25 protein-coding genes and 1 other RNA gene are annotated in these 22,274 nt (G+C 62.1%); 17 read left to right on the forward strand and 9 right to left on the reverse strand.

Annotation, left to right across the window (positions count from 1 at the left end; all coding sequences use genetic code 11):
• The first annotated feature begins 96 nt into the window (after positions 1 to 96).
• The gene (locus tag ABQZ00_RS01320) at positions 97 to 768 is read left to right on the forward strand and encodes an SH3 domain-containing protein (RefSeq protein ID WP_323537925.1); all 672 of its coding nucleotides are present in this window, start codon (positions 97 to 99) and stop codon (positions 766 to 768) included.
• Positions 769 to 1,011: 243 nt separating this feature from the next.
• On the opposite strand, the gene fabB is transcribed toward ABQZ00_RS01320, so the two are convergent.
• A complete protein-coding gene (gene fabB, locus ABQZ00_RS01325; protein ID WP_115554631.1) occupies positions 1,012 to 2,220 on the reverse strand; it encodes a beta-ketoacyl-ACP synthase I in 1,209 nt (402 codons plus the stop codon).
• Complete coding sequence (fabA, locus tag ABQZ00_RS01330; protein ID WP_039421849.1) at positions 2,220 to 2,735, reverse strand: 3-hydroxyacyl-[acyl-carrier-protein] dehydratase FabA; 516 nt, start codon at positions 2,733 to 2,735, stop codon at positions 2,220 to 2,222. Before fabA ends, fabB begins: the two co-directional genes overlap by 1 nt.
• Here fabA and ABQZ00_RS01335 point away from each other — a divergent pair.
• The 4 genes from ABQZ00_RS01335 (at position 2,734) to gph (ending at position 5,092) form a co-directional block, all read left to right on the forward strand.
• A complete protein-coding gene (locus tag ABQZ00_RS01335; RefSeq protein WP_349777717.1) occupies positions 2,734 to 3,006 on the forward strand; it encodes a hypothetical protein in 273 nt (90 codons plus the stop codon). The genes fabA and ABQZ00_RS01335 overlap by 2 nt on opposite strands.
• A 69-nt stretch (positions 3,007 to 3,075) precedes the next feature.
• Positions 3,076 to 4,155, forward strand: a complete 1,080-nt coding sequence (gene dinB, locus ABQZ00_RS01340; RefSeq protein ID WP_323537924.1) for a DNA polymerase IV — start codon at positions 3,076 to 3,078, stop codon at positions 4,153 to 4,155.
• A gap of 96 nt (positions 4,156 to 4,251) precedes the next feature.
• Positions 4,252 to 4,324, forward strand: a non-coding RNA gene (locus ABQZ00_RS01345) — sX9 sRNA.
• A 117-nt stretch (positions 4,325 to 4,441) separates the two neighbouring features.
• Entirely contained in the window at positions 4,442 to 5,092 is a 651-nt protein-coding gene (gph, locus tag ABQZ00_RS01350) for a phosphoglycolate phosphatase (protein ID WP_311238796.1), read from the forward strand.
• Positions 5,093 to 5,430: 338 nt separating this feature from the next.
• On the opposite strand, the gene ABQZ00_RS01355 is transcribed toward gph, so the two are convergent.
• Both ABQZ00_RS01355 and msrC read right to left on the reverse strand, forming a co-directional pair.
• Entirely contained in the window at positions 5,431 to 5,823 is a 393-nt protein-coding gene (locus tag ABQZ00_RS01355) for a TfoX/Sxy family protein (protein WP_323514788.1), read from the reverse strand.
• The gene (msrC, locus tag ABQZ00_RS01360; RefSeq protein ID WP_055848072.1) at positions 5,820 to 6,302 is read right to left on the reverse strand and encodes a free L-methionine (R)-S-oxide reductase MsrC; all 483 of its coding nucleotides are present in this window, start codon (positions 6,300 to 6,302) and stop codon (positions 5,820 to 5,822) included. The genes ABQZ00_RS01355 and msrC overlap by 4 nt, the downstream gene beginning before the upstream one ends.
• A 117-nt stretch (positions 6,303 to 6,419) precedes the next feature.
• Here msrC and bioD point away from each other — a divergent pair, with 117 nt between their 5' ends.
• The gene (gene bioD / locus ABQZ00_RS01365) at positions 6,420 to 7,094 is read left to right on the forward strand and encodes a dethiobiotin synthase (RefSeq protein ID WP_323537799.1); all 675 of its coding nucleotides are present in this window, start codon (positions 6,420 to 6,422) and stop codon (positions 7,092 to 7,094) included.
• Between the two features lie 163 nt (positions 7,095 to 7,257).
• On the opposite strand, the gene ABQZ00_RS01370 is transcribed toward bioD, so the two are convergent.
• From ABQZ00_RS01370 to ABQZ00_RS01385, 4 genes are all read right to left on the reverse strand, one after another.
• A complete protein-coding gene (locus ABQZ00_RS01370; RefSeq protein WP_055848077.1) occupies positions 7,258 to 7,593 on the reverse strand; it encodes a phasin family protein in 336 nt (111 codons plus the stop codon).
• Between the two features lie 191 nt (positions 7,594 to 7,784).
• Positions 7,785 to 8,138, reverse strand: a complete 354-nt coding sequence (gene queD, locus ABQZ00_RS01375) for a 6-carboxytetrahydropterin synthase QueD (protein ID WP_323537798.1) — start codon at positions 8,136 to 8,138, stop codon at positions 7,785 to 7,787.
• Between the two features lie 169 nt (positions 8,139 to 8,307).
• Complete coding sequence (locus tag ABQZ00_RS01380; protein WP_055848080.1) at positions 8,308 to 9,693, reverse strand: DEAD/DEAH box helicase; 1,386 nt, start codon at positions 9,691 to 9,693, stop codon at positions 8,308 to 8,310.
• A complete protein-coding gene (locus tag ABQZ00_RS01385; RefSeq protein ID WP_153066893.1) occupies positions 9,683 to 10,072 on the reverse strand; it encodes a hypothetical protein in 390 nt (129 codons plus the stop codon). Before ABQZ00_RS01385 ends, ABQZ00_RS01380 begins: the two co-directional genes overlap by 11 nt.
• Between ABQZ00_RS01385 and ABQZ00_RS01390 the strand changes: the two genes are divergently transcribed.
• Together ABQZ00_RS01390 and maiA are read left to right on the forward strand one after the other, a co-directional pair.
• Positions 10,071 to 11,060, forward strand: a complete 990-nt coding sequence (locus ABQZ00_RS01390) for a fumarylacetoacetate hydrolase family protein (RefSeq protein WP_323537797.1) — start codon at positions 10,071 to 10,073, stop codon at positions 11,058 to 11,060. The genes ABQZ00_RS01385 and ABQZ00_RS01390 overlap by 2 nt on opposite strands.
• A 43-nt stretch (positions 11,061 to 11,103) precedes the next feature.
• The gene (gene maiA / locus ABQZ00_RS01395; protein ID WP_323537796.1) at positions 11,104 to 11,766 is read left to right on the forward strand and encodes a maleylacetoacetate isomerase; all 663 of its coding nucleotides are present in this window, start codon (positions 11,104 to 11,106) and stop codon (positions 11,764 to 11,766) included.
• A gap of 279 nt (positions 11,767 to 12,045) precedes the next feature.
• Here the strand turns inward: maiA and ABQZ00_RS01400 are convergent, their stop codons facing one another.
• A complete protein-coding gene (locus tag ABQZ00_RS01400; protein ID WP_029221250.1) occupies positions 12,046 to 13,179 on the reverse strand; it encodes a PilT/PilU family type 4a pilus ATPase in 1,134 nt (377 codons plus the stop codon).
• Between the two features lie 99 nt (positions 13,180 to 13,278).
• On the opposite strand from ABQZ00_RS01400, the gene ABQZ00_RS01405 reads away from it, so the two are divergent.
• The 9 genes from ABQZ00_RS01405 (at position 13,279) to ABQZ00_RS01445 (ending at position 22,273) form a co-directional block, all read left to right on the forward strand.
• Complete coding sequence (locus ABQZ00_RS01405; protein ID WP_323537795.1) at positions 13,279 to 13,662, forward strand: DUF4398 domain-containing protein; 384 nt, start codon at positions 13,279 to 13,281, stop codon at positions 13,660 to 13,662.
• Positions 13,659 to 14,549: a coiled-coil domain-containing protein gene (locus ABQZ00_RS01410; protein WP_323537794.1), complete on the forward strand. Its 891-nt coding sequence runs from the start codon at positions 13,659 to 13,661 to the stop codon at positions 14,547 to 14,549. Before ABQZ00_RS01405 ends, ABQZ00_RS01410 begins: the two co-directional genes overlap by 4 nt.
• Positions 14,550 to 14,902: 353 nt before the next feature.
• A complete protein-coding gene (locus tag ABQZ00_RS01415; RefSeq protein WP_005991804.1) occupies positions 14,903 to 15,121 on the forward strand; it encodes an HP1242/YdcH family protein in 219 nt (72 codons plus the stop codon).
• Positions 15,122 to 15,360: 239 nt separating this feature from the next.
• Positions 15,361 to 16,731 carry a pyridoxal-phosphate dependent enzyme gene (locus tag ABQZ00_RS01420; RefSeq protein ID WP_115528940.1) on the forward strand — a complete coding sequence of 457 codons (1,371 nt, stop codon included), beginning with the start codon at positions 15,361 to 15,363 and terminating at the stop codon, positions 16,729 to 16,731.
• Between the two features lie 89 nt (positions 16,732 to 16,820).
• Positions 16,821 to 18,014 (forward strand): cystathionine gamma-synthase, encoded by a 1,194-nt coding sequence (locus ABQZ00_RS01425; RefSeq protein WP_323537793.1) that lies wholly within the window; start codon positions 16,821 to 16,823, stop codon positions 18,012 to 18,014.
• A 4-nt stretch (positions 18,015 to 18,018) separates the two neighbouring features.
• The gene (locus ABQZ00_RS01430; RefSeq protein ID WP_323537792.1) at positions 18,019 to 18,819 is read left to right on the forward strand and encodes an ABC transporter permease; all 801 of its coding nucleotides are present in this window, start codon (positions 18,019 to 18,021) and stop codon (positions 18,817 to 18,819) included.
• A gap of 40 nt (positions 18,820 to 18,859) precedes the next feature.
• Complete coding sequence (locus ABQZ00_RS01435) at positions 18,860 to 20,158, forward strand: ABC transporter ATP-binding protein (RefSeq protein WP_323537791.1); 1,299 nt, start codon at positions 18,860 to 18,862, stop codon at positions 20,156 to 20,158.
• Entirely contained in the window at positions 20,155 to 21,198 is a 1,044-nt protein-coding gene (locus tag ABQZ00_RS01440) for an acyltransferase family protein (protein WP_323537790.1), read from the forward strand. Before ABQZ00_RS01435 ends, ABQZ00_RS01440 begins: the two co-directional genes overlap by 4 nt.
• 7 nt (positions 21,199 to 21,205) lie before the next feature.
• Positions 21,206 to 22,273 carry an NAD-dependent epimerase/dehydratase family protein gene (locus ABQZ00_RS01445; protein WP_323537789.1) on the forward strand — a complete coding sequence of 356 codons (1,068 nt, stop codon included), beginning with the start codon at positions 21,206 to 21,208 and terminating at the stop codon, positions 22,271 to 22,273.
• The last annotated feature ends 1 nt before the right edge of the window (position 22,274 follow it).

The raw sequence follows: 22,274 nt of genomic DNA on the forward strand, positions 1-22,274 counted from the left end.
TTCGCAATGCAGTGAGGTGGGTTGTCGTATAAGCGCAGCAGCGCGGTCACCCAGGTGGCCGATGCGCGACTGGATCAGCACATCAAGGAACGTGCAATGCAGCAACGTCTGTCATGGAGTTTGGTGGTGTTGATTGCCGCGGCGGTACCGGCCGCGGCGCAGCACGCCGGTCACGCCAGCAGTCTGGCTGGCCTGCGCGCAGGCCCGGGCGAGGAATACCGGCGCGTGGGCGAGGCCAGCGCCGGCAACGCGCTCACAGTCTATGGGTGCCTGAAGAACGGCAGATGGTGCGATGTGCGTGCGCCGGATGCGCGCGGCTGGATGCCTGCGCAAGCGATCGCGCTGGAGCGCGGCGATCTGAGCCGCGTGGTGCCGAAACTCGAGTTTTCGCTGGACGCGTATTGGGACGCGCATTACCGCGGCCGCGAATGGACCGTGGAGAGTGAGCGCGCGCTGTGGCGCGACCATTCACCCGGCAACTCGCCGGCGCTGGAAGTGCGTGCGCCCGGTGAGGGCCTGCCGCAAACCGGCGCCCCCTCCATCGCAAGACGCGCCAAGCAGGAGACACGCGTAAACACCGAACGGACCAACCGCGAGCGAGCCGAGATTGATGCGGCCAGGAGCTTGCAGTTCAAGCGCGATCAGGCCCGCACGGCGTGCCGCAGCAGGCAGCGCGCACAAGAGCGGAGCGCTGCCAGGGACGCGAATGGCCAGCCCGCCAGCAGCGGGACCTCGATGGAAGATTGCGACCGCTTGCGGGACGAATAAGACACCGCACCTGCGTCTTGGCACAGGGCGGTAACGCGTGATTGCACGTCGCTGCTTTCACATAGGCATGTCGTCAACATGCGCGCTGGCAACGCTGTTCTGGTGCATCGCGGTTGCTTGAAGTTGCACCGCCCGTCTTTCCACTGATGGACGAGGGGCAAGCCCTTGCACGGCGCGGACACGGATCGACTCTCCGTACCCGCGTGGCTGCACAACGCGATTACACGCGTTCGCATGCAGCCATCACGCCCGCCCGAACACCAGTGTGCCGTTGGTCCCGCCAAAGCCGAAGCTGTTGGACATCACCGTGTTCAAGGTCGCTTCCTGTGTCTGCCGCAGGATCGGGAAGCCTTCGGCGCGCGGGTCGAGTTCGTCGATATGCGCCGAGCCGGCCATGAAACCATCGCGCAGCATCAGCAGGCTGTAGATCGCCTCATGCACGCTGGCTGCGCCCAACGAATGACCGGACAGCGCCTTGGTCGACGACAGCGGCGGCACGTTGTCGCCGAACACCGCGCGCACTGCGCCCAGTTCGGTGACATCGCCCAGCGGTGTCGAGGTGCCGTGCGTGTTGAGGTAATCGATCGGGCGATCCAGCCCCTGCATGGCCATGTGCATGCAGCGCACCGCGCCTTCGCCGCTGGGCGCCACCATGTCCGCACCATCGGAGGTCACGCCATAGCCGAGCAGCTCGGCATGGATGCGTGCGCCGCGTGCGATGGCGTGGTCATAGTCTTCCAGCACCAACATGCCGCCGCCGCTACCGATGACGAAGCCATCGCGCTGCGCATCGTACGGGCGCGAGGCCACTGCCGGGCGATCGTTGAAGCCGGTGGACAACGCGCCCATCGCATCGAACATCACGCTCATGGTCCAGTGCAGTTCTTCGCCGCCGCCGGCGAACATCACATCCTGCGCGCCATGCCGGATCAAATCCGCCGCCGCGCCGATGCAGTGCGCCGAGGTCGCGCAGGCGGCCGACAGCGAATAGCTCAGGCCACGAATCTTGAACGCGGTCGCCAGCGAGGCCGACACCGCCGAGCACATCGTACGCGGCACCATGTACGGGCCCACCTTGCGCACGCCGCGGTTACGCAGCAGGTCGGCGGTTTCCACCTGCCATTGGCTGGACCCACCACCGGAACCGGCGATCACCCCGGTGCGCACATCGCTAACCTGTTCGGCACTCAGGCCCGCATCGGCAATCGCATCGCGCATGGCCAGATAGGCGTACGCAGAGGCGTCGCCCATGAAGCGTTTGAGCTTGCGGTCGATCAGTGCTTCCAGATCCAGCGTGACCGCACCGCCCACCTGGCTGCGCAGACCGGCCTCGGCATGGTCGGGCAGGGCGGTGATGCCGGAGCGGCTTTCGCGCAATGCGGTGGAGACGGTGTCCAGGTCATTGCCCAGACACGAATTGATGCCCATTCCGGTGACGACGACACGACGCATCAGAAGTTCTCCGTCGAAGTGAACATGCCCACGCGCAAATCCTTGGCGGTGTAGATTTCGCGCCCGTCCACCAGCATGCGCGCATCTGTCTGCGCCATCACCAGCTTGCGGTTGATCACGCGGCTCACATCGATCTCGTAGCTCACCAGCTTGGCGCTGGGCAGCACCTGCCCGGTGAACTTGACCTCCCCGCAACCCAGCGCGCGGCCGCGGCCTGCAGCGCCGATCCAGGTCAGGAAGAAGCCGGTCAGCTGCCACATCGCATCCAGCCCCAGGCAACCGGGCATCACCGGGTCGCCGATGAAATGGCAACCGAAAAACCACAGGTCGGGGCGCACATCCAGCTCGGCGCGAATCACGCCCTTGCCGTGTGCGCCGCCGGTGTCGCTGATCTCGGTGATGCGGTCGAACATCAGCATCGGGTCGTTCGGCAGCCGGCCGCTGTCGGGTCCGAACAATTCCCCGCGCGCGCTGGCCAGCAATTGGTCGCGCGAATACGCACTTTGACGAGTCATGACAAACGTTTCCTGCAAGGAGCGAATGGCGAAGCCGGCAAGGGTGCATGAGCCGGCGCGGTTCAATCAAACGTTTTATCCGTACGCATGCGTGCTGTTTTCAGACGATTGCGCGCTGCGGCACGCAATGGGGTACGTGGCCACCTCGACCCGGCACACGCAATTCATCCGTCGGCAACAGCGACATCGGGACGCCGCCATGACGGTCCAGCGCGATGGCGAAGGCGACAACCGGCGACGGTCGCGCCCGTTTCGTGCCGCTTTGCCGTGAGTACTGGATCAAGGCGTGAGACGCGGCTGCTCTATCATGGACACAGCCCTGTTAAGAGACACCAGCTTGATGCGCAAGATCGTGCACGTGGACATGGATGCGTTCTACGCGTCCGTGGAGCAACGTGACGATCCCAGCCTGCGCGGCAAGCCGGTGGTGGTGGCCTGGCGCGGTGCGCGCTCGGTGGTCTGCGCGGCCTCCTACGAGGCACGCACCTTCGGCATCCGCTCGGCGATGCCGGCGCTGCGCGCCGAGCGGCTCTGTCCGGATGCGGTGTTCGTGCCGCCGGATTTTGCGCGTTACAAGGCCGTGTCGCGGCAGGTGCGCGAGATTTTTTATCGGCATACTGATCTGGTCGAGCCGTTGTCGCTGGACGAAGCGTATCTGGATGTCACGCACGCCAAGACCGGCATGCAGCTGGCCACCGAAATCGCGCAACTGATCCGCACCCAGATCCGCGACGAAACCCGGCTCACCGCATCGGCCGGCATCGCGCCGAACAAGTTCCTGGCCAAGATCGCTTCGGATTGGCGCAAGCCCGATGGTCAGTTCGTCATCGCACCCAGTCGCGTGGATGCGTTCCTGCTGCCGCTCAAGGTCAATCGCATTCCGGGCGTGGGCAAGGTGATGGACGGCAAGCTGGCGGCGTTGGGCATTGTCACTGTGGCCGATCTGCGATTGCACCCGCTGGAAGAATTGCAGGCGCATTTCGGCAGCTTCGGACACAGCCTGTATCGCCGTGCGCGCGGCATCGACGACCGCCCGGTGGAGCCGGATCAGGAAGTGCAGTCGGTGTCCTCGGAAGACACTTTCAGCGAGGACCTCGCGCTCGATGCACTGGACCCGCACATCCTGCGCCTGGCCGAAAAAACCTGGCTCGCCACGCGGCGCACCGAGCGGATCGGGCGCACGGTGGTGCTGAAACTGAAGACCTCAAGCTTTCGCATCCTGACCCGCTCTTACACGCCAGATCAGCCACCCAACTCGCTCGAGGCATTGGCGGACATTGCGCTGGCGCTGACCCGGCGTGTGGAGCTGCCCGACGACACACGCTATCGCCTGGTCGGAGTGGGGTTGAGCGGTTTCAGCGATGCCGAGGAAGGCGCGGTGCAGGGAGAGTTATTCGGCGAGATGTCGCCGGCGCAGTGAGTGCAACGTCGTGCCTGCGATGCCGTGTGGTAGAGCAGCTACCAAAACGGCTGTGCTCAGCGCCAGGCGGGCGCAGCCGGCGCTCGGTGCGGCACTACCACACGAACACCCCGGGTCTGAGCGCGCCGTCCACAGCCACCTGACAACTGCTCGCGACGTTGTGTTAGCCGATCTCAGCCTGCTGCATGCAGCGATGACTGCAGCACGCATCTTCATCGCGCACGCTGACACGGTCTGAATCCAGCCGCTCGTACACTGCAGTCCGCTCCCCAACGAGGCGTTGTGCATGTTTCCGTATCCGCTGGTGATCTTCGACCTGGACGGCACGCTGGTGGACAGCGCACCCAATATCGCCGAAGCGCTCAACGCCACCTTGCACGAACTCGGGTTGCAGCAGTTCAGCGAGGCGACGATCCGCGGCTGGATCGGTGAAGGCGTGCACGTGCTGCTTGCCACTGCCTTGCGCGAAGCCGGCGGCACGCACGATGCCGATACCGCGATGCCGGTGATGATGCGTCACTACGAAGCCAGCCTGCTGCATAACCCGCAGCTGTATCCCGGTGTCGGCGAGGCGTTGGCCGGCCTGCGCGAGGCCGGTGCCACGCTGGCGTTATGCACCAACAAGCCGTCGCGGTTCATCGCGCCGCTGCTGGAGCATCTGGGCATCGCTGCGCAGTTCAGCAGCGTGCTCGGTGGCGATTCGCTGCCGCAGCGCAAGCCCGATGCCGCGCCGCTGCTGCACCTGGCCAGGCAATTCCAGCACGCACCGCAGCAGTGCCTGATGGTTGGCGATTCGGCCACCGATGCAGCGGCCGCAAACGCAGCGGCAATGCCATTGGCGATGGTGCGCTACGGCTATCTGCGCGGCTTCGATGTGCAGAGCTCCGGCGCGGTGGCGATCATGGATGACATGCGCGAGCTGCTCGCATTGACCTAGAGCGACCGACAAAACGACCGCGCGGCTGCCAGGCGGACGTGATCGGTGATCGGTGCAGCGCGTCCTGTTTCCGTCGTGCGGTTCTAAGCCTAGCGTCCGCATCCAACCGACGATCGCTTCGTAGCTGCTGCTAGCTGCGTCTGGTGTATGGCGCGACGCGACAATGCGGTCGACAGCGGAGTGGGCGCGCTAGCTGGAGTTCGCAGCGGAATTTTTGTGTGGCGTGCCGCTGACGTTGCGACCAAGTGCTGCGCGTAACGCTCGCAGCCATCGTGTCAGGCACTGCCGCACTGCACCGATACCAGACGCTGCAACGGCGCTCCACCCACTGCGTTCGTTCAATCCTCGCGCGTCTGGCTCGGATCCGCAGCGTCATCGTGTCCTTCGAGCATGTCGCCGTGCGTATCGTCGTTGTCCGCCCGCGCGTAGTGCACGGTTTCCACCGGCCCGGCGACCGCGCGGCCGCGCACCGGCAACAGCGCACTGGCCGTTTCGTATTCCGCCAGCAAGGCATGCCGACGCGCTTCCGGCACGTCCTGCCAGTGGCAATCGGTCAAGGCGCCTTCCAGCGAATACAGCAGATTGAGGCTGGGCTTGAAACCGGCGCGGCGGACTTTGACGAAGGCGCCCACCGCGCCCACCGCCTGCAGATCCTCCTGCGTACGCAGACCGACCTGGCGCAGCCACGCCGCACTTTTCGGGCCGATGTTGCGCAGCCGTTCGGTTGTCACGTCAACGCACCGACGAAAATCTGCGCGATGGCTTCCAGGCCCTGCTGATCGTCGGCGTCGAAGCGATCCAGCTCCGGGCTGTCCAGATCCAGTACGCCGATCAACGTATCGCCCTTGACCAATGGAATCACCAGCTCCGAGCGCGATGCCGAATCGCAGGCGATATGCCCGGGAAACGCGTCCACGTCGGCAATGCGCTGGCTCTGTCGGGTGCTGGCGGCCGCACCGCACACGCCCTTGTCCAGCGGAATACGCACGCAGGCCGGCAAGCCCTGGAACGGCCCCACCACCAGCTCGCGGCCATCGTAGAAATAGAAGCCGGCCCAGTTGAGCGACGGCAGCGAATTGAAGATCAGTGCGGCCAGATTGGCGGCGTTGGCGATCCGATCCGGCTCGCCGTGCACCAGGGCTTTGGCCTGGGCGGTGAGCTGGGCATATTGTTCCGGCTTGCTGCCGGTCAGCGACGAGGTGGCGAACATGGCCGAAGTTTAGCAGCGGCCATCCGCAGCGGCATTGCGACTCAGCCGCGCGTTCGGATCCGCACGTTATGCTGCGCGCCCTCTCGGCAATGGCGGCCCGGCCGCAGGATCGAACGCATGCAGCACCCTGCGTTGTACGTCACCGGCACCGACACCGGCATCGGCAAGACCATGGGCAGCACGGCATTGCTGCATGCGTTGCGCGCGCGCGTGCACACCGCGGTGGGGATGAAGCCGGTCGCCAGTGGCTGCGAACAGACGCCGGATGGCTGGCGCAATGAAGACGCGCTGGCACTGCAGGCGGCCAGCGACCCGCAACCGGACTACGCCACCCTCAACCCCTACGCCTTTCCCGCACCGCTGGCACCGGAGCTGGCCGCCGCCGATGTCGGCGTGACCCTGTCGCTGGACCCAATCGCGCAGGCGTTTGCGCAATTGCGTCGCCAGGCCGAGGTGGTGGTGGTCGAAGGTGTGGGCGGTTGGGCCGCGCCGCTCAGCGCCGATCTGGACCAGGCCGATCTGGTCCGCGCGCTGCAACTGCCGGTGGTGCTGGTGGTCGGCGTGCGGCTGGGCTGCATCAACCACGCGCGCCTGACCGCTGCCGCCATCGCCGCCGACGGGCTGGAATGCATCGGCTGGATCGCCAACGCAATCGACCCGCAGATGGAGCGCGTCGAAGAGAACATCCAGATGCTGCACCAGCGGCTGGCGATGCCGTGCTGGGGGCGGATTCGTTGGCGCCCGGGCGCCGATGCCGCCAGCCAGGCGCAGGAGCTGCGGCTACCGATCTAGCCGCGCCGGCCGCAAGCACGCCAGTACCACTCGCCGCGCGCAAGCCGCGGCGACAGATGGCCGGCAAACGCATAATAAAAAAGCCCGACAGAGGGAGGGATCTGTCGGGCCGGATTGCATGGGGGGAGGGACCCATGCAAAGACGCTGAATTTTTGGTGGCGGTTAGCTTCGCCGTGTCTTGCCTGCTGCGCCGGCCTGCTCGCTGCCGGTGTCGAACTGCTGCTTGGCAAACTGCCCAAGCTCGCTGGACATCTTCAAACCCATCCCGACCACTTCCTGGTTGGCCGAGGCCAAACGTTCCAGGTTGTCGCGGGCCAGTTGCAGACCTTTCGGCCAGAGCGTCTGGTAGGCACCCAGGTCGCGTGCCTGCGCAAACTCACCGAAGAAACTGGTGGTGGCGGTGACGTTCTGCTCCAGCGTGTCCAATGCCAATTGATTGGCACGTGCTGCAGCGGAGGCGAACTGACTGGTAAAGCTGTTTTCGAACTGCGCCGACATTGCGAACCCCTTCGGGAAAGCCGTGACCGTTTGTTGCGTTGCAGCATACGCGGATATTGTTGCGATGCAACACGTTTCCTGAAGTTTCCCCAAACTTTGTTGGAAGTCTTTGCAATTCAATCGGTTGGAAAGACGTCAAAAACGACGAAGCCGCCCAGAAGGCGGCTTCGGGTCGAACAGTGCGCATGCGGTCAACCGCGGTAGCGGCAGCCGGACGTGCAGGTTTCATGCACCACGATCTCGCTCAACTGCGGCAAGGCCGGCTTGAGCTGCTGCCAGATCCAGATCGCCAGCCGTTCGCTGGTCGGGTTCTCCAGCCCCTCGATGTCATTGAGGTAGTGGTGGTCCAGGCGGTCGTAGATCGGCTGGAAGGCCGCCTTGATATCGCCGAAATCCATGATCCAGCCGGTGTCGGCGCCCGGTTCGCCGCTGACGTGCAGCTCGATCCGGAACGAATGGCCATGCAGCCGGGCGCACTTGTGGCCGGGCGGCACATTGGGAAGCCGATGCGCGGCTTCGAGCGTAAAGACTTTGAAGATATCCATGACGGTGATCGGCAAGCAGTAACGAAAGGGAAGGGCAGGTGCCGGCGTGGTGCCGGATCACGCAAGGGTCCGGACCGACCGGGCCCGATACAAAGCAGGCCTGGATACAACGCGAGCCTGATACAACAAGGGCCGCATGGCGGCCCTTGTGCTCAGCAGACGCCGTCTATCAGGCGCCGCGGTTGGCCGGACGGCCAGCGCCGCCACGGCTGTCGCGCCGGCCGGCACCTGCGCCCGCATTGGCCTGACGCGGCCCGGCGCTGCGCTGGCCACCCGGCTTCTTCGGGCCGGCATGTGCATGCGCCTGACGCGGTGCATCGCCATGCGGACGACGCGCGTGGCTCTTGCGCGGTGCGCGATCGCCGCCCGGCTGTTCAGCACGGCCCGGGGCGCTATTGCCCCAACGGATCGGGGTCTGCGGCTCGTAGCCCGGCACGTCGCGGATTTCCACGTCGCGGCCCAGCATGCGCACGATCTGACGCAGCAGCTTGGCTTCGTCCTGCGCCACCAGCGAAATCGCCTCGCCGGTGGAGCCGTTACGGCCGGTGCGGCCGATACGGTGCACGTAGTCCTCGGCCACCATCGGCAGGTCGTAGTTGATGACCTTCGGCAGCTGGTCGATATCGATACCGCGCGCGGCGATATCGGTGGCCACCAGCACGGTCACGCGGCCGGCCTTGAAGTCGCTCAGTGCACGCATGCGCTGGCCCTGGCTCTTGTTGCCATGGATCGCCGCGGTCTTGATGCCGGACTTTTCCAGGAACAGCGCCAGCTTGTCGCTGCCATGCTTGGTGCGCGCGAAGACCAGGGTCTGCTCGCGGCTGTCCTGCGCCAACAGGTGCAGCAGCAGATCGCGCTTGCGCGCGCCATCGACCGGGTGCACGCGGTGGGTGATGCTCTCGGCCACGGTGTTGCTCGGGGTGACCTGGATCTGCATCGGGTTGCGCATGAACTCCAGCGCCAGCTGCTTGATGTTCTCTTCGAACGTGGCCGAAAACAGCAGGGTCTGACGGTCCTGGCGCGGCAGCTTGGTCAGGATGCGCTTGATCGACGGCAAAAAGCCCATGTCGAGCATGCGGTCGGCTTCGTCCAGGATCAGCACTTCGATGCCGGACAGGTCCACGCTGCGACGCTCGATATGGTCGATCAGACGACCCGGGCAGGCGATCAGCAGGTCCACGCCACGACGCAGGGTGTCGAGCTGGTTGCCCATGCCCACGCCGCCGTAGATCACCGCGCTGGGAATGCGCAGGTACTTGCTATAGCCGCGCAGGCTGTCATGCACCTGGGTGGCCAGCTCGCGGGTCGGGGTCAGGATCAGCGCGCGCGGCTTGCGCGGGCCATTGACCGGCTGCGGGGTGGTGCCCAGGTGCTGCAGCAGCGGCAGGCCGAACGCGGCAGTCTTGCCGGTACCGGTCTGCGCGCCTGCCAGCAGGTCGTGACCAGCCAGCACCAGCGGGATCGCCTGCTGCTGGATCGCTGTGGGGGTTTCATAGCCCTGCTCGGCCAAGGCGCGCAGCAGGAAGGGCGCAAGGCCCAGGGATTCAAAAGACATCAGGAAGCTCCAAGTAAAGCGTCGCCACCAGGCCAGGCCCGGAGCGCAAACGCATTGCAGATGCAAAAAGTGAGGCTCGGAGCGTTCCCGTGAACCGCGCTGCGAGATGGTGGAACAACCCGATCAAGAAGCGATGGGTTTGTCGGCACCACGAAAGGCGTCGGGTGGGGCGGGCGAGCGGATCGATCGATCCTGGCCTCGCCGGCGGTCCCAAAGGGAAACGGACGGCCGCATGCAGACCGGGCAAGTGTACGCGCGTTTGGCGCGCTGCACAAAAGACCGCGTCTGCGGTTGGGCTACGGGTCAGTTGTTTCAGGTGCAACCACTGTTGCAACAGGTCGTACAATCGGCCGATCAGCCACAGCAACAGGATCGTCATGAAGCTAGGTTCCCTGAAGGAAGGCGGCCGCGATGGCAGCCTGATCGTGGTCTCACGCGACCTGAGCAAGGCCGTGCATGCCACCGGCATCGCGCCGACGCTACAGCGCGCGCTGGAAGACTGGAGCAACGTCGCGCCACGGCTGAACGCCTTGTCTGCCTCGCTCGATGACGGCAGCGCCGATGGCGTCTTCGATCTGGATCTGCAGGCGCTGGCCGCGCCGCTCCCGCGCGCTTACGAATTCGTCGATGGCAGCGCCTACCTGCCGCATGTGGAGCGGGTGCGCCGCGCGCGCAATGCCGAGGTACCGGAGAGCTTCTACACCGATCCGCTGATGTACCAGGCCACCAGTGCCGGCTTCTACGGCCCGCGCGATGCCATCAAGGTGATCAGCGAAGACCACGGCATCGATCTGGAGGCCGAAATCGTGGTCATCACCGACGACGTGCCGATGGGGGCCTCGTCCGAACAGGCGGCCGCGCATATCCAGCTGATCGGCCTGGTCAACGATGTCTCGCTGCGCAATCTGATCCCGGCCGAGCTCGCCAAGGGCTTTGGTTTTGTGCAGTCCAAGCCGCGCTCGGCGTTGTCGCCGGTCTTCGTCACCCCCGACGAGCTGGGCGATGCGTGGCGCGACAGTAAAGTCCATCTGCCGCTGGTGACCCACGTCAACGGTGCCTGGTTCGGTGCGCCGGAAGCGGGCAACGACATGCAGTTCGATTTCGCCCAGCTGATCGCCCATGCCGCCAAGACCCGTCCGTTGTCGGCCGGCACGATTGTCGGCTCCGGCACCATCGCCAATCAGGACACCACGCTGGGCGCGTCGTGTTTTGCCGAACAGCGCGTGGTCGAGACCTTGCGCGATGGCAAGCCGAGCACGCCGTTCATGGCGTTCGGCGATGTGGTGCGGATCGAGATGTTCGATGCCAGCGGCGCCAGCATCTTCGGCGCGATCGAGCAGCGCGTCGAACGGCAGCCATTGCCATGACGCGCAGCGTCCTGCCGGCGGGCGCGGTCACTGGCGGCCGCGCATGAGCGCGGCGCTGGAGCTGTTTTCGTACTGGCGTTCGAGCGCGGCGTATCGCGTGCGCATCGGGCTGCACCTGAAGTCGCTGGCCTATGTCACGCACCCGGTGCATCTGGTGCGCGACGGCGGCGAGCAGCATGCCGCCGCCTACGCGCAACTCAACCCGCAGGAGCTGGTGCCGACGCTGCGCCACGGCGCGGTGGTGATTCCGCAGTCGCTGGCGATTCTGGAATATCTGGAAGAGGCCTTTGCGGACAGTGCGCCGCTGTTGCCAGCCGCCCCAGCCGACCGCGCCCGCGTGCGCGCGCTGGCGCAGGTCATCGCCTGCGATGTGCACCCGCTCAACAATCTGCGCGTCACCCACTACCTGGAGCGCAGCGTTGCGCTGGATGCGGCGCAACGCCAGCAGTGGACACGGCACTGGATGCAGTGCGGTTTCAGCGCGCTGGAAGCGCAACTTGCGCAAGACCCGCGCACCGGCACGTTCTGCCATGGCGAGACGCCGGGCCTGGCCGATTGCGTGCTGATCCCGCAGCTCTACAACGCGCGTCGGTTCGAGGTCGATCTGACACCGTATCCCACCTTGCAACGGATCGAACGACAGTGCCTGGCACTCCCGCAATTCGACGCTGCCCGGCCAGAGGCCCAGCCCGACGCGGCGGTGTGAGTGCAGCGAGATGTTCGGGCGGCATCAGTCCTTCGGCCACCGTCCCTCACAGGCAGGGGGCGTGCGGCGCGTTGAAGCGGTGCCTAGTGTTGAAGCGGTGCTTAGTAAGGCGAGGGCTTGAACGACAGGCGTGATCAGCGCCAAACCCCGGCGACGGGCCGCGGCAGAAGCAGAGCAGTCACAGCGCGCCGCAACGCGCGCGTCAAGGCTCATGTCCTTCTCCCGCCAGCGGGAGAAGGTGGCGCGCAGCGCCGGATGAGGGCGCTGCCGCATTCCCAATCAAATAAACCCGTGACTGATCTTCGGCGCCGACGCTGCCTCGTAATCCGCATACGGGTCGTGCTCGCCGGAGCCGCCTTCGGACAGGCGGAACTTCAGCGCCAAGCCATCGCGCGAATCGGCTGCACGCAGCGCTTCTTCCTGCTCGATCTCGCCGGTCTTGACCATGCGGAACAGGCATTGATCGAAGGTTTGCATGCCTTCTTCCAACGACTCTTCCATCGCCGCCTTGACCTCGTGCACCTGGCCGCGACGCAGCAGGTCGCGGATCATCGGGGTATTGAGCAACACCTCGGTGGCGGGGCGGCGGCGGCCGTCCACGCCCTTGACCAGACGCTGCGAGACCACCGCGCGCAGATTCAGCGCCAGGTTCATCAGCACGTTCTTGTGCGCGCTTTCCGGGAAGAAATTGAGGATGCGCTCGATGGTCTGGTCGGCGTTGTTGGAGTGCAACGTCGCCAGGCACAAGTGTCCGGTTTCGGCGAACGCGATGGCTGCCTCCATGGTCTCGGCATCCAGGATTTCGCCGATCAGGATCACGTCCGGCGCTTCGCGCATCGCATTCTTCAGCGCGCTCTGGAAGGCGTGCGTGTCCAGGCCCACCTCGCGCTGGTTCACGATCGACATCTTATGTTTGTGCAGATATTCGATCGGGTCCTCGATGGTGAGGATGTGCCCGGTGGTGGTGCTGTTACGGTGGTCGATCATCGACGCCAGCGAGGTCGACTTGCCGGAGCCGGTCGAGCCGACCACCAGCACCAGCCCGCGCGGGGTCATGATGACGTCCTTCAGCACCTGCGGCAGATTGAGCTCTTCGATGCTCGGGATCCGGCTGCGAATGGCGCGGATCACCATGCCCACCTCGCCACGCTGCTTGAACACGTTCACGCGGAAGCGGCCGGCATCGGGCAGGGCGATGGCCATGTTGAGCTCGAGCTCGCGCTCGAACTGCGGCACCTGGCCTTCGTCCATCAATGAGTAAGCGATTTTCTTGACCATCCCCGGCGGCAACCCCGTGTTGCCGAGCGGGTAGAGCTTGCCTTCGATCTTGATGTACACCGGCGCGCCGGTGGTCAAGAACATGTCCGAGGCATTCTTTTCGGTCATCAGCTTCAGGAAGTAGCCGATATCCATGCGCAATGGTTCCCCAACAAACAGCAGCGTCTCGTTGCAAGTCCGCCGCAGGCTTCCGACAATGGCCGTGCTCGAGACTTCCTCGCTACGGCTCCCCTAATGACGGCTAGCTTCGCATACTTGCGGCGATCCCTGTATGGCATCGCCTGTTTCATGGTTCTTTCCTCTCCGGCCACCGCCCAGGTGGCACCGGAGCTCACTGCCGCCGAACAGGCCGTACAACGCGCCACCCAGGCCGATGCCGACCAATACGCCCCGGATCTGGTCAATCTGGCCCGCCAGGAATTGATGCAGGCCCAGCAGGCGCAACTGGACAAGCGCCAGCGCAAGGAGGTGCCTCAGATCGCCCTGCGCGCCGCCGCCGATGCCGATCTGGCCAAGGCGCGCAGCGAAGAGGCCGTGGTCAGCGCCCAGCTGGAGCAACGTCGCAAGGAAGTGGCGCAGCTGCAGAACACCCTCAACACCGGGGAGAACGGCCGATGAAACTGCGTCCCTTGCTTTACATCGGTGCGCTGAGCCTGGCCACGCTGTCTCCGCTGGCCATGGCCGCCAAGGACGACCCGCAGGCCGACGCGCTCAATCGGCGCCTGGCAGCGTTGCAAAACGACCCGCAGACCAGCGATCTGGCCCGCTACGAGCGGCTGCAGGCCCAGCAAAGCGTGGCGGCACTGGCCGAGGCCAAGCGCCGCGACCGCGATGCGCTGGTGTTTTTGGCCGACCGCCGGGTCGAGATTGCCGAGCTCACCGCCCGCACCGCGCTGGCCCGGCGCGAGCTGGACCGCCTGGAAGGCACCCGCAACGATCTGCTGATCGAAGCCAGCCGCCGTGACGCCTCGCGTGCCCGGCAGGAGGCTGAGCGCTTGCGTGTGCAGGCGCAGATCCAGGCCGAGGAGGCCGAGCGCATGCGTCAGGCCGCCGAACAGGAAACCCTGGCCCGCCAGGATGCCGAGCTGGCGCTGACCAGCGTGGCCGGCAAGCAGACCGCCAAGCTCAATGCCGCCCAGCAGAAGGCCATCCAGCTCGCCCATGAAGAAGCCGAGTTGGTGGCCGGCGCCAAGCTGCCGTCGTCCAAGGTGGACAGCCGCGGCGAAGTGTTCTCGCTGGGCAGCGGCGCGTTCGGTGGCAAGGCGGCCTTGTCCGGCGATGCGGCCGGGCAGGCCAAGGCGTTGGCCGAATATCTGAACATCGGCAAGAAGGGGCGGGTCAGCATCGTCGGTTTCGACAGCGATGCGGGCACAGCCAAGAAGCATGCCGAGGCACTTCGCGACGCGTTGGTCGCTGGCGGTGTCGCGGCATCGCGGCTGCAGGTCAGTGGTGGCAAGGGTGCCGCCAGCAAAACGCGTGCGGCCGAGGTCGTTGTAGCGCCGTAGTGCAAGTGGTTGGAAGTTAAGGTCTTTTAACCCGGGCATGACGCCCGGTTGAACCGCGGTCACTGATTGCGCCAAGGAACGGCAAAAGCAGCCGTTCCGGCCTTGAACCCCCTCCGCGACCGGCGTAGGGTCGTACCTCCGGGCAGCAACTCCGCCGCCCGGAAAGTACGGAGGGCCGGGCCAGTGACGCAAGGGCACGCAGCGACGCAAGCGGTTGGAACAGATGGTGGTTTCGTCAGTGCGTCTGCCGTTGTGACCTTTGCCAACGTGACTCGTGGGTCTTCCATTCCCAAGCAGCGCCCTGTGCCGTCCGCGGCCGGGGCGTTCTTGTTTTAAGTGAAGGAGGTAACGCCATGTTCGAAGGGCAACCGCAGACCGAAATCGACGCATTGATCAAGTCCGATCCCGAGTTCAAGCAGCTGTACCAACGCCACAAGCTCTTGAACAAGAAATGCATGGATGCCGAACTTGGGGTACTCCCCATCGACGACGTGACCTTGGGTCAGATGAAACGCGAAAAATTGCAGGCCAAAGAAAAACTCACCCGGATGTACGACCAGCTCACGCACTGATCCTTCCCCACCGTTAGAACAAGTTCACCGTCGCGGGCGGTGGCAGCCTCCTCGTCGGCTGTCACCGTCCGCGTCTTTCGTTTTGGCAGAGGCCTGTTGTGCGACGTACTGCTCTTTGTGAGCGGTTGAGCACGCTCGTTCATGGGCGGGCACGATCGTTTCCCGCCTGAATGAGCATTCCCCGGCCGTTCGTCGGATAATGATCGGCCTAGCCCGCGCGGCGCAGCGACGATATCCCGATGGCGATTCATTCCTCCGTACTCGAACTGATTGGCAACACGCCGATCGTCAAGGCCCAGCGCCTGGACACCGGCGTCTGCGAGCTGTTCCTCAAGCTGGAGGCGAACAATCCCGGCGGGTCGATCAAGGATCGCATCGGCCTGTCGATGATCGAAGCGGCCGAGCAGCGCGGCGACCTCACCCCCGGCGCCACGCTGGTGGAAGGCACGGCCGGCAATACCGGCCTGGGTCTGGCGCTGGTGGCGCAGCAGAAGGGCTACCAGCTGATCCTGGTGGTGCCGGACAAGATGAGTCGCGAGAAGATCTTCAATCTCAAGGCCATGGGCGCCAACGTGGTGCTGACCCGTTCGGACGTGGCCAAGGGCCACCCGGAGTACTACCAGGACCTGGCTGCCAAGATCGCCGCCGAAACCCCCGGCGCGTACTTCATCAATCAGTTCGGCAACCCGGACAACCCGGCTGCGCATGAATTCGGCACCGGCCCGGAAATCCTGGCGCAGATGGACGGCCAGCTTGACGCGATCGTGTTCGGCTGCGGCAGCTCCGGCACCATGACCGGCCTGTCGCGCGCCTTCGCCACCGCCTCGCCGCACACCGAACTGGTGCTGGCCGACCCGGTGGGCTCGATCCTGACCCAGTACATCGAAGAAGGCACGGTCAGCGAGAAGTCCGGCAGCTGGCTGGTCGAAGGCATCGGCGAAGATTTTCTGCCGGATATCTCGGATTTTTCGCGGGTCAAGAAGGCCTATTCGATCAGCGATGCCGAAAGCTTCCACACCGCACGCGAGCTGCTGGCCAAAGAAGGCATCCTCGGCGGCTCGTCCACCGGCACCTTGCTGGCCGCAGCGCTGAAGTATTGCCGCGAGCAGACCACGCCCAAGCGTGTGCTGGTGTTCGTGTGCGATACCGGCAACAAGTATCTGTCGAAGATGTACAACGACTACTGGATGCTCGACAACGGTTTCCTGGAGCGCCCGCAACATGGCGACCTGCGCGACCTGATCCTGCGCCCGTACAACAAGCGCGACACCGTCGTCGTGGGTCCGAAGGATCTGCTGACCACCGCCTACCAGCGCATGAAGCTCTACGACGTGTCGCAGCTGCCGGTGATCGATGATGGCCAACTGGTCGGCATCGTCGACGAAAGCGATGTGCTGCTGCATGTGTATGGCGATGAAGCGCGCTTTCGCGATCCGATCTCCACTGCCATGGTCAGCAAACTCGATCGCCTGGATGTCGCTTCCCCGATCGAAGCGCTGCTGCCGGTGTTCGACCGCGGCCAGGTCGCCATCGTCATGGACGGCACGCAATTCCTGGGCCTGATCACCCGCATCGACCTGCTCAACTACCTGCGTCGCCGCGTGCAGTGATCGCGCAAGGCCGCGCGTGTCGGTGAGACGCGCGGCATTGGCCGTTCAGACCTGCTTGATACAATCGCCCACTTTTTCCGGGAACCTCCATGTCCAACCGCACTACCAAGAGCCACGATGGCGAGCGCACATTGGCGCTTGCAACGCTGGCGATCCATGGAGGGCAGTCGCCAGATCCCAGCACCGGCGCAGTGATGCCGCCGATCTATGCGACGTCCACCTACGCGCAGTCCAGCCCCGGCGAGCATCAGGGTTTCGAGTACTCGCGCACCCATAACCCGACGCGGTTTGCGTACGAGCGCTGCGTTGCCGCGCTGGAAGGCGGCACGCGCGCGTTCGCGTTTGCCTCGGGCATGGCCGCCACCTCCACCGTGATGGAATTGCTGGATGCCGGCAGCCACGTGGTGGCGATGGACGACCTGTATGGCGGCACCTTCCGCCTGTTCGAGCGCGTGCGCCGCCGCACCGCCGGCCTGGATTTCAGCTTCGTCGACCTGACCGACCCGGCCGCCTTCGAAGCCGCGATCCGCCCCGATACCAAGATGGTGTGGATCGAAACCCCGACCAACCCGATGCTCAAGCTGGTCGACATCGCAGCGATTGCTGCCATCGCCCGCAAGCATGGTCTATTGATCGTGGTCGACAACACCTTCGCCTCGCCGATGCTGCAACGCCCGCTTGAGTTGGGCGCCGACATCGTCGTGCATTCGGCCACCAAGTACCTCAACGGTCACTCAGACATGGTCGGCGGCATCGCGGTGGTTGGCGACAACGCAGAACTTGCCGAACAACTGGCCTTCCTGCAGAACTCCATCGGCGGCGTACAAGGCCCGTTCGACAGCTTCCTCGCCCTACGCGGATTGAAGACCCTGCCGCTGCGCATGCGTGCGCACTGCGACAACGCACTGGCGCTGGCGCAGTGGCTGGAAACCCATCCCGCCATTGAAAAGGTGATCTACCCCGGCCTGGCCTCGCACCCGCAGCACGCACTGGCCAAGCGCCAGATGTCCGGCTTTGGCGGCATCGTCTCCATCGTGCTCAAAGGCGGCTTCGACGCAGCCAAGCGCTTCTGCGAAAAGACCGAACTGTTCACCCTGGCCGAATCGCTGGGCGGCGTGGAAAGCCTGGTCAATCACCCTGCCGTCATGACGCACGCCTCCATCCCAGTAGCCCGCCGCGAACAACTCGGTATCAGCGATGCGCTGGTGCGGCTGAGCGTGGGGGTTGAGGATGTGGGGGATTTGCGTGGGGATTTAGAGCGGGCGCTGGCAAACCGGAGTTGACGACGTGATAGACGGCAAAGGCCCAATTCGGGATCTGATTCTGAATTTCTCGCTAGTGAGTAGGCTGACACGACGTGATGTCCGTGGACGATATCAGGGCTCAACCTTCGGCGTCTTATGGTCACTGGCAACGCCTTTGATGCTTTTGCTTGCGTATTGGTTCGTACTGGGTTTTGTGCTGCAGGCGAAATTCGGTATGGCGCCACAGAAAATGTATCCGATTATTCTATTTTCCGGGTTGATTATTCATTTATTTTTCGCTGAAGTGATTGGGCGCTCCTCCGGCCTTATATTTGAGCACAGAACGTATGTGAAGAAGGTAGTGTTCCCGTTAACGGTCTTGCCTTGGATGACGCTGGGAACCGCAACTTTCCACTTGTTAGTAAATGTTACAATATTGCTTATTGGGCAAATTCTCATAGCGGGCAGCTTGCCTCCTACATGGCCATTGTTATTTTTAGTAATCTTGCCGTTATTTCCTATTATGCTTGGCCTTGCATGGTTTCTCTCAGCGCTATCAGTATTCTTGCGTGATATTCAACAAATAGTGCCCTTGGCGTTAACGTTGATGATGTTTCTTAGCCCCATCTTTGTGCCTATTGAGATGGTTCCAGCCAAGTACGTGGCATTTATTTATTTAAATCCTATTAGCATCATCGTTGTTTCTGTACGTGATGTTATAATAACAGGGCGTCAGCCTGACTTTTGGATGCTTGCTCTTTATACTGCTGTGAGCATACTCGTAATGCTCTTGGGCTATGCATTCTTCTGTAAGACCCGGAGGGGGTTCGCCGATGTGCTCTGATGGGGTCATCTCGGTTCGAGAAGCTAGTAAAAGCTTTCTGATGTACGATAAGCCGTCGCATCGCCTCTGGCAGATGCTCTTTGGGAGTAAGCGTCGTTTCTACAAAGAGCATGTCGCCCTCACAGGCATAAATTTTGATGTCCAAGCTGGCCAAACACTCGGTCTGGTTGGCAGGAACGGTGCTGGTAAGTCGACCTTGCTGAGTATGCTCTGTCAGACGCTTAGTCCGACTTCTGGCACCTTACATGTGAAGGGTAAGGTCGCAGCACTTCTTGAACTAGGAGCAGGTTTCAATCCTGAACTCACAGGGCGGGAGAACATAGATCTGTGCGCACAGATCTATGGATTGACAGAAGACCAGATAGGAGAGCGGCGAGACGCTATCATCGCGTTCGCTGATATTGGCGAGTACATAGACCGCCCCGTGAAGACCTATTCAAGTGGAATGTTCACTCGTTTGGGTTTTTCAGTCGTAGCCCACGTTGATGCAGATATCCTTATTGTTGATGAAGCACTTGCAGTGGGTGACGCTTATTTTGTGCAAAAGTGCATGAGGTTTCTGCACGGATTTCGCGAGGGAGGCGGGACGTTGATATTTGTGAGCCATGATATGGGCTCAGTGACGGCTTTATGCGATCGCGTAATCTGGTTACGCAATGGGGGGGTCTACATGGATGGCAGCCCGAAGCAAGTTGCTGCCGCCTATCTGGCGGATCTGTATAATGCAGAATCGCCACATAGCAGTCCTGATGTTGAAGTCAACGAGAATGTAGCGGAAAGGGTTTCCAACCTCGACGTACATGACGCTCGCTTGCCTTGGATTAATCAGACAAATCTGCGTAATGACATTGAAGTGCATCCCTTCGCTACGTCCCACGACTTTGGGGTTCGAGGAGCGCGGTTTCGCCAAGGGGTACTTCAAGACATTGAAGGGCGTGCACTGTCCTGGGTTGTTGGAGGCGAGCTGGTTAAGCTGACGCTGGAGGTTGTGCTTGAGGTAGCGATCAATCGCCTCTTAATCGGGTTTGTGGTTAAGGACTCAAAGGGGCAGCCACTCTTTGGCGACAATACCCATCTGACCTATTTGAATCGCGCGGTCGCAGGTGGGCCGGGGGAGAGTTTTGTGGCTGAGTTCGTATTCCGGATGCCAATTCTTCCTGCTGGGGACTATGCGGTGAGCGTAGCCGTCAGTGACGGAGCTCAACAGGAGCACGTGATGCATCAGTGGATACACGACGCCATGATCCTGCATAGTCGCGCTTCAAGCGTTTCAGCCGGGCTTGTCGGCATTCCCATGCAGAGCATTCGGCTGTCGCGATTTACGGAAAAGGGCCGATGACTCGCGCCAATAACTTCGATGCGCTTCGCATACTTGCAGCATCTGCGGTCATCTTCGGCCATGCTCATCCTTTGTCTGCCTCGCCTGACGTGCTTCTCCTCGGCGAGTCGGTGCAGAGCGTGGCAGTCAAGATCTTCTTTGTTATTAGCGGTTATCTTGTTGCAAAGAGCTGGCTGTACGATCCTAATTTTTTACGTTTCATAGCACGTCGCGCACTGAGGGTTTTTCCAGGGCTTATGCTCTTGTTGGCTCTCACTACTTTTGTTTTGGGCCCTTTGTTTACGGCTCTGCCAGCAAGCGATTATTTTAGATCTATAGATACTTGGATGTACCTTGGAAAAAATTTCCTGCTCTATCCGGTATACGCGTTACCAGGCGTCTTTGCTGCAAATCCATATCCAGTCGCGGTCAACGGTTCTCTGTGGAGCTTGCCAGTAGAGTTTGCGATGTATCTTTTTTTGCCATTAATTGCAGTAATTACAAGGTTAATTAGGTCAAGAATTGCATTCGTCACATTAATGCTGGTTTTGGCTGTGTTATTATTTTTAAGTCTAATTTTTTTCCCTGCAGAGAGTCAATTGGTTGTATGGGGAAGCGGATCAAGATCTTTCGCAAATGTGGCGCCATTTTTTCTCATAGGCTCAACGTTTGCCATGTCCAGGTCTCAGCGTTGGATCAGATTGGACTGGGCAATTTTTTTTATTTTTGTAGTCGGCCTGTTACAGCCGAGTGGATATTGGGTCATGCAGTTTTTCCTGATGCTCATATTGCCTTATGCGACGCTAGCGTTTTGCCTCTGCAAAACTCCGGGCCTTTCCGGTGCGGGTAGGTATGGCGACCCCTCGTATGGAATATATCTTTACGGATTCCCAATTCAACAAGCTCTTTTCTCGATATTTGGGCCTCAAATGGGCGTGTGGGCGAATGCGCTTTTATCATTTCCGATTGTGCTGTTGCTTGCGTTTATTTCCTGGCACTTTGTTGAGAAATACGCTTTAAAGATCAAGCCCCGTGGGCCAAATTCATTATTAACCAAGTAGGACGCTCATGCATACAGACTGCATTCTGGTCACCGGCGGCGCTGGATTTATCGGTAGCGCAATTTCTCACCATCTTAGAGAGAAAGACGCCCGCCCGGTGGTCGCGATCGATAATCTTCATCCCCAGGTGCATCCCGGTCAGACGCGCCCTGCGGATCTACATCCAGATGTCGAGTTGCTAGTGGCGGATGTGTGTGAAACAGCGACTTGGGATAGCTTTATGGCGATATGGCGCCCATCATTAGTCATTCACCTCGCAGCCGAGACGGGCACTGGTCAATCGCTACACGAAGCGTCACGGCATACACATGTAAATGTGACCGGAACCGCTCGGATGCTCGACGCGTTTGCTGCAGCTGGACACGTGCCGACACGCATTGTCCTCACCAGCAGCCGAGCGGTATACGGCGAAGGCGTCTGGCAAAGATCAAATGGACAGCTGCAGCATCCTGGCCAACGACCCAAAGAGATGTTGGATCGCGGACAATGGGATTTCGAGGATGCGGTCGCGCTTCCTTTTCGTGCTGATTCTACGCCGCCCAATCCCACCAGCGTCTATGGCGCAACCAAACTAGCACAAGAGCATATCGTAAAGGCTTGGGCGCTGAGCTTTGGCACAGAGGCGGCAATCTTGCGTTTGCAAAATGTATACGGCGCCGGGCAATCACTCGACAATCCGTATACAGGAATCGTCTCCTTGTTCTCGCGTCTTGCCAAAGCAGGAAAAAGTATCCCGCTGTATGAGGACGGTCTCATGCGTCGAGACTTTATTTACATCAGCGATGTTGCGGACGCAGTGATAGCGGCCGCACGCGAAGAGATAGCTGCTCAGCGTATTCATGACATTGGCTACGGGCAGCCCACGACGATCGCTGACATTGCTAACGTAATAGCGCGCCACTATGGCGCGCCTGCTCCTCATGTCTGTGGGAAGTACCGGAATGGAGATGTTCGTCATGCCGGTTGTGAGGTTGGTCCGAGTTTCGCACTCAACTGGAAACCCGAAGTCAGCATGGAGCAGGGCGTACGGCAGCTCTGTGACTGGATCGATGCCCGCATGGCTGGAGGAAATTAAT

Origin of the sequence: Xanthomonas sp. WHRI 10204, from assembly GCF_040202875.1 — a bacterium.
Taxonomy (GTDB): domain Bacteria; phylum Pseudomonadota; class Gammaproteobacteria; order Xanthomonadales; family Xanthomonadaceae; genus Xanthomonas.